Genomic DNA, 6,072 nt, shown 5'->3' with positions numbered 1-6,072 from the left:
CTCTTCGGCGCGCCTATTGCGCACGAACGACCACGGGGATTCTAATCCCCCACCCAGCGGAGTTGACTCAACATCGCCGAACCGCCCGTCGTTGCAGAGAAAGCGCGTGGGGGACCTGAAACGCGGGTTCGAATCCCGCCGGGGTCACCACTCATCCAGCCCGGCGAGCGCGGGCACACGGCCCGGCGGAAGCGTCCCGCCGGGCCGTGCGCGTCATACGGTCGTCCGCGCGCTCAGGCCGCCTGCGCCTCGATCACCGTGACAGTGGCGCGTTGCGTTCGACAGGTCTTCGTGTTTTTCTAGCCTCGACGCGACGCGCATGTACGCCTCATACTTCGGGCTCGCCGAACGGCCGTTCTCCCTGGCGCCCGACCCACGCTACTTCTACCTGAGCGACGCCCACCGCGAGGCCCTCGCGCACCTGCTCTACGGGATCGGTGAGGGCGGGAGCTTCGTGCTCCTGACGGGCGAGGTCGGCACCGGGAAAACGACGGTCTGCCGCGCGCTGCTCGAGCAGGTACCGCCCGACGTCGACGTCGCGATGATCTTCAATCCCCGGCTCACGTCGGTCGAGCTGCTCGCGGCCGTGTGCGACGAGTTCCGCGTGAGCTATCCCGCGGGAACGACGAGCCTCAAGGTCCTGGTCGACGCGCTGTCGCAGGCCCTCCTCGAGGCCCACGGCCGCCGCCACCGGACCGTGCTGATCATCGACGAGGCCCAGAACCTGGCGCCCGAGGTGCTCGAAGAGATCCGGCTGCTGACCAATCTGGAGACGACGCGCGAGAAGCTGCTCCAGGTCATCCTGATCGGCCAGCCGGAGCTCGCGGAGCTCCTGGCGCGGCCGGAGCTCCGCCAGCTGGCGCAACGCGTGACCGCGCGCTATCATCTGCGGCCCCTCACCGCGGAGGAGACGCGCGCCTACGTGCAGCACCGGATGGAGGTCGCGGGCCAGCAGCGGTCGATCTTCGCCGCGCGGGCCCTGCGCGCCGCGCATCGGATCGCGCGCGGCGTGCCGCGGCTCCTCAACACCATCTGCGATCGCGCGCTGCTCGGCGCGTACGCGACCGGGCAGACGCGCGTCACGGCGGCGATCGTGCGCCGGGCGGGCGGGGAAGTGCTCGGCCGGCCGCCGCGGGTCCGGCCGTGGCTGGCCGTGACGACGGCGGCGGCGCTGATCGTCGGCGCGGGCGGCGCGCTCGTGCTGCTCGATCCGGCGTGGCTCCGCGACCTCGTCACCGTGCTGCCCGGACGGGCGGCTACGCCGCCGTCTCCGCCGCCGGCGCCACCCGTCGTCATGGCGACCGCGGCCGAGCCGCCGCATCGCGAGCCGACGCTCGCCGAAATGCTTCAGGATTCGTCGGTGATCGCTGACGAACGGAGCGCCTTCACGCAGCTTTACGCGCGCTGGCGCCTCGACGCCCCGCCGACCGCGCCCGACCTCGGCTGCGAGTACGCGCGGCGCGCCGGTCTGCGTTGCCTGCTCCGCACGGGCACGTGGACGGTCCTGCGCCGCTTCAATCTCCCCGCGATCCTCCGCCTCGTCACGTCCGGAGGCGAGAAGCGCTACGTGGTCCTGACGGCGCTGGATGGCCAGGAGGCGACGCTCCAGCTCGGTGAGCGCCGGGTCGTGGTGCCGACCGCGGAGATCGAGCGCTTCTGGGACGGTCCGTTCGTGGTGCTCTGGAAGCCGCCGGTTGCGGGCCCGCTCCCGCTCAAGCCCGGGATGCGCGGCAAGGACGTCCTCTGGCTCCGCCAGCGGCTCAGCGACCTCGACGGTCAGCCTGCGTCGCGAGACGCGAGCCCGGTCTACGACGAGGACCTGAAGCGTCGCGTCGCCGCCTTCCAGGAGGTCGAGTCGCTGACGCCCGACGGGATCGCGGGCGAGGAGACGCTCGTGCGCCTCGCCACGGCGATGCCGGGCTCCGCGGCGCCCTGGCTCAAGGCCCGGCCGTAGCCGTGTCCTACATCCTCGACGCCCTCAGGAAGGTCGCGAAGCAGCGGGACCGGCAGGCGCCGATGCTGCAGCGGCTGCTCAGCCCCGCGCCGGCGCCGCGATCGGCGTGGGCGCGCTCGCCGGGGCGACTGCTCGCCGCCCTGCTGCTGAACGCGATCTTGTTGTCCGCGCTGCTCGTGATCTGGCTGCGCCCTGCGCCGGTCGCGGCCCCGCCGAGTCCGCCCGCCGCGCCTGTGGCGGACGTGCAGGTCGGGAAGACGGCACGCGGCGAGCGGGACGCGGTCGTCACTCCCGCGGCGGTTGTGGCGGAGCCGAAGCGGACGGCGGTCGAGCCCCCGCCCATCAAGCCGAATCGGCTGTCGGGTACCGCGCCGCCGCCTCGGTCGGCCGCGCCCGCGGTGCCTCGACGGCCCGCGCCGACGGCCCGGGGAGTGCCGGAGCCGGCGAAGACTCCACCCGCGGCACCGCCCGGGCCGCCCGCGGCCCCGGCGCCGGCGGAAGTGAGGATCGAGGCGCTGATCTACTCCGACGCGCCGGAGCGCCGCATGATCTTCGTCGGCGGGCGCAAATACGTGGAGGGCGACACGATCGACGGCCGGCTGCGCGTCGAGGAGATTCGCGAGGACGGTGTCGAGCTGAGCGAGCAGGGGCGCCGCTTCACGGTGCGCGTCGCGCGCTGAGCCGGCGGGTCACACCGCCTGGTAGGAGAGGCGCCGCACCTTGTCCATGTTCGTGCCCTCGATACGGATCAGGCACGTCGGGCCGTCGCGCCGCGGGGAGTGCACGTCGCCCTCGTTGTAGACGTGCGCCATGCCCGGCTTGAGCGAGTAGCTCCGCAGGCGGCGGACCTTGCCGGGCTTGCCCTCGGAGGCGGGCTCCACGACCGTCCAGTCGCTCATCACGGTCTCTCCCCGAGCCTGGCCGTAGATCGCCCAGGATGGACCGTGATCGTGCGGCTGGCTCTCCCGGGCGTCGCCGTAGAGGTGGGCGAGGATGCAGAAGCCGAGCGCCGGGTCCTCGAACAGGATCTTGCGCTCCGGCACGTCGTCGCCGAGATGCTTCGCGAGAAACGCGTCGTCGCTCAGGACCTCCTGGACGAGCGCGCACACCTTCTTGCGGCCCTCCGGACCGGGATCGTCCGTGAGGATGCGGCGGCAGGCGCCGGAAAACCGTTCGAGCGTGTAAGCCATGAGCCGACCCCCTCGTCTATCTAGTGGCGCACGAGACCCGCGGCTCCCAAGGATATAGGAAGGAACCGGCAAGTGGCGGTCGATGTTATCGTTTAGCAGAGGAGGCGCCCACGTCATGACCACCATGAGGAAGCTTGCCGCCGCCCTCGCGAGCCTGGGACTCCCGTTCCTCGTCCTCGCCTGCGGAACCGCGACTCTCGGGACCGGCGCGGAGGGCATCCCTGCGTCGAAGACGACCCTCATGGGCGGGTGGGAAAACAAGTTCTCGGTCGAGTGGAGCGTGGCGCCCGAGCCGGGCGGGATGCGGCGCCTCCAAGGGTACGTCGTGAGCCGGTACGGGCAGCATGCGGAGCCGTTCCGCGTGCTCGGCCGCGCACTCGACCAATCCGGGGCCGTCGTCGGGCAGCGAATCGCATGGATCCCCGGTGGCGTCGCCGGTTTCGGGCGGGTGTACTTCAACGTCCCGCACCTCCCTGCGGCCGACCACTACGTCGTAACGGTCTGGGATTACACCATTATCGAGGCCGAGAGCATCATGCGCTGAAACGCGCTCAGCGGCGCTCGCCGCCGGGGCGCTCGGCGCCCCGGCGCACGAGCTCGATGCGCCCCTGCGGTTCCCAGCTCGCGCGCGATGTTCCTTCGCCCGTCATGCGGTGCTCGTCCACCTGGGTCAGCGTGATTTGCTCCCCGTTCGTCGTCAGCGAATCCAGGACGAGCGTGAGCGTGCCGTTCGAGTCCCCGAGCCGCGCCCTGAAATTGACCGACACCGGCTCGCCCTTGACCGTGAAGGTCAGGACGCCGGACAGCCCGGGCAGCCGCTCGCCGAGCAGCATCCACGGGCCGAGGGTGACGCCGTCCGATGCCGCGTCATCCGTCTGCTCGAGGACGACGAGGGTCAGGGGAGTCCCGCCCCAGGTCCCCGTCCAGGTGCCTCGGAGATCCGGCACCGGTCGTGCCGGCGGCGTCAGCCGTGGTGGCGCCGCGCCGCAGCCTCCGAGGAGGAAGGCGAGGCCTACGACGAGGAGGCCGAGCCACCGCCGTTTCATCCCGGTGAGTGTACTCACGCTTTATAATCCCGCTCGATGAAACCCGCCGAGATCCTGAGCGAGGCGCAGACCCTCCTCGAGGACACGATCGAGCTCCGCCGGCGCATCCACCGGCACCCGGAGATCGGGCTCACGCTGCCCCGCACCCAGGCGACGGTGCTCGAGGCCCTCGACGGGCTCGGGCTCGAGGTGCGGACGGGGCAGCGCACGACGTCGGTCGTGGCCAGGCTCGGCGGCGCCAGGCCGGGACCGACCATTCTCCTGCGCGCCGACATGGACGCGCTGCCGATGCGCGAGGACACCGGTCTGCCGTTCGCCTCCGAGGTGGAGGGCGCCATGCACGCGTGCGGGCACGACGCCCACGTCGCGATGCTCGTCGGCGCCGCGCGCGTTCTCACCAGACACCGCGACACGCTCGCGGGCTCGGTGCTGTTCATGTTCCAGCCGGGCGAGGAGGGTTATCACGGCGCCCGCGTGATGCTCGAGGAAGGGTTGCTCGACGGAGCGCAGGCGCCGTCCGGCGCGTTCGCGCTGCACGTCGCGCACCGCCACGCGGCCGGTGTCGTCGCGACGCGACCGGGGCCGGCGATGGCGTCCGGCGACACGATCCACGTCGTCGTGCGCGGCAAGGGCGGGCACGCCTCGGCGCCGCACGACTGCCTCGACCCGATCCCGGTCGCGTGCGAGATCGTCCAGGCCTTCCAGACCCTGGTCACGCGCCGGCTCAACGTCTTCGATCCCGCGGTCCTCACCATCGCCAAGATCGAGGCGGGCACCACGCGCAACGTCATCCCCGAGACGGCGAGCCTGCTCGGCACGGTCCGCACCGTCTCGGAAGGGACGCGCGAGCGCGTGCTCGACGGCGTGCGTCGCGTCGCCGAGGGCGTCGCCGCGGCCCACGGCGCGGAGGTGAGCGTCGAGCTCATCCGCGGCTACCCCGTCACCGTGAACGACCCGGGCTTCGCCGGGTTCGTGCTCGACACGGCACGCGAGCTGCTCGGTCCCGAGCGCGTGCACGCGATGAGCCACCCCATCATGGGCAGCGAGGACTTCTCGTACGTGCTCCAGCGCGTGCCGGGGGCGATAGCGAATCTCGGTACCCGCCCGGACAGCGGCCCGGCGTACCCGAATCACTCGAACCGGATGCTCGTGAACGAGTCGGCCCTGGCCACGGGGATCGCGATGCATGTGGCGGTGGCGACGAGATTTTTCGAGAAGGCGAGCGCTCGCCCGTAGGGCGAGACGTCCCGCTCCCGGAGCCATCCGGTCTTCTCCGCTCCCGATGCCGGTGAACACCTGATTCCTGGGGCACCCGGCGGGGCCGACACTTGCGCGTGGAGGGGCTGGCCATGAAAGCCGTCTACGTCTTGGACCTCCACCAGAGAGCGCCTCGGGCCGGACGGAAGTCCCCGCTCATCGCCCTCATCCGCCGCGAGCTGGGATTCTGGCGTCTCCGTCGGGCGTCCTCGCGGGCGCGACTGCACCGCGTCCCCCAGCTCCTCCACGACGGCCGGCGCCGTCGGTCCGCCTAGACCCTTCCCTCCGGATCCCTATCCTCCCTTTCGCTGTCCCCCCGGGGGGCCCCGTTGCCCGTCGACCCGGCGCTCCCCCGGGGGGCCTGTCGATGATGCCCCGCCGACAGGCGTAAACGCCCGGATACGGTCGTTCGTCGGACTGAGGGAGAGTGAGAGGCTGAAGTTTGTCGGGGGTTCCTTCGTCCAATATGTGCCGAGGTGACGAATGAGGAAGTCAGCGGTGGTTTCGCTGCTGGCGCTTGCGTTGCTCCTGATTCCTGCGGCGCCCAGCCTCGCGTGGCACGGGCATCCCGGTGTTCGGACCCGGGTCTTTGTCGGCGTCGGACCCTCGTTCTGGTGGGGTCCGT

General features: G+C 71.5%; 6 protein-coding genes. 4 read left to right on the top strand and 2 right to left on the bottom strand.

Going from position 1 to position 6,072, the window contains the following annotated elements:
• Nucleotides 1–319 precede the first annotated feature (319 nt).
• Nucleotides 320–1,954 carry an AAA family ATPase gene (locus tag VKG64_07035; protein HKB24794.1) on the top strand — a complete coding sequence of 545 codons (1,635 nt, stop codon included), beginning with the start codon at nucleotides 320–322 and terminating at the stop codon, nucleotides 1,952–1,954.
• Nucleotides 1,955–1,956: 2 nt separating this feature from the next.
• Nucleotides 1,957–2,634, top strand: a complete 678-nt coding sequence (locus VKG64_07030) for a general secretion pathway protein GspB (protein ID HKB24793.1) — start codon at nucleotides 1,957–1,959, stop codon at nucleotides 2,632–2,634.
• A 9-nt stretch (nucleotides 2,635–2,643) separates the two neighbouring features.
• Here the strand turns inward: VKG64_07030 and VKG64_07025 are convergent, their stop codons facing one another.
• Nucleotides 2,644–3,144 carry a hypothetical protein gene (locus tag VKG64_07025; protein HKB24792.1) on the bottom strand — a complete coding sequence of 167 codons (501 nt, stop codon included), beginning with the start codon at nucleotides 3,142–3,144 and terminating at the stop codon, nucleotides 2,644–2,646.
• Nucleotides 3,145–3,259: 115 nt separating this feature from the next.
• Here VKG64_07025 and VKG64_07020 point away from each other — a divergent pair, with 115 nt between their 5' ends.
• Nucleotides 3,260–3,688: a hypothetical protein gene (locus VKG64_07020; GenBank protein ID HKB24791.1), complete on the top strand. Its 429-nt coding sequence runs from the start codon at nucleotides 3,260–3,262 to the stop codon at nucleotides 3,686–3,688.
• A 7-nt stretch (nucleotides 3,689–3,695) separates the two neighbouring features.
• On the opposite strand, the gene VKG64_07015 is transcribed toward VKG64_07020, so the two are convergent.
• Complete coding sequence (locus VKG64_07015; protein ID HKB24790.1) at nucleotides 3,696–4,190, bottom strand: hypothetical protein; 495 nt, start codon at nucleotides 4,188–4,190, stop codon at nucleotides 3,696–3,698.
• A 36-nt stretch (nucleotides 4,191–4,226) separates the two neighbouring features.
• Between VKG64_07015 and VKG64_07010 the strand changes: the two genes are divergently transcribed.
• Nucleotides 4,227–5,426: a M20 family metallopeptidase gene (locus VKG64_07010; GenBank protein ID HKB24789.1), complete on the top strand. Its 1,200-nt coding sequence runs from the start codon at nucleotides 4,227–4,229 to the stop codon at nucleotides 5,424–5,426.
• The last annotated feature ends 646 nt before the right edge of the window (nucleotides 5,427–6,072 follow it).

The sequence above is a fragment of the Candidatus Methylomirabilota bacterium genome (genome assembly GCA_035260325.1).
GTDB lineage: Bacteria > Methylomirabilota > Methylomirabilia > Rokubacteriales > CSP1-6 > AR19.
This window is presented reverse-complemented; position numbering and strand designations above follow the sequence as displayed.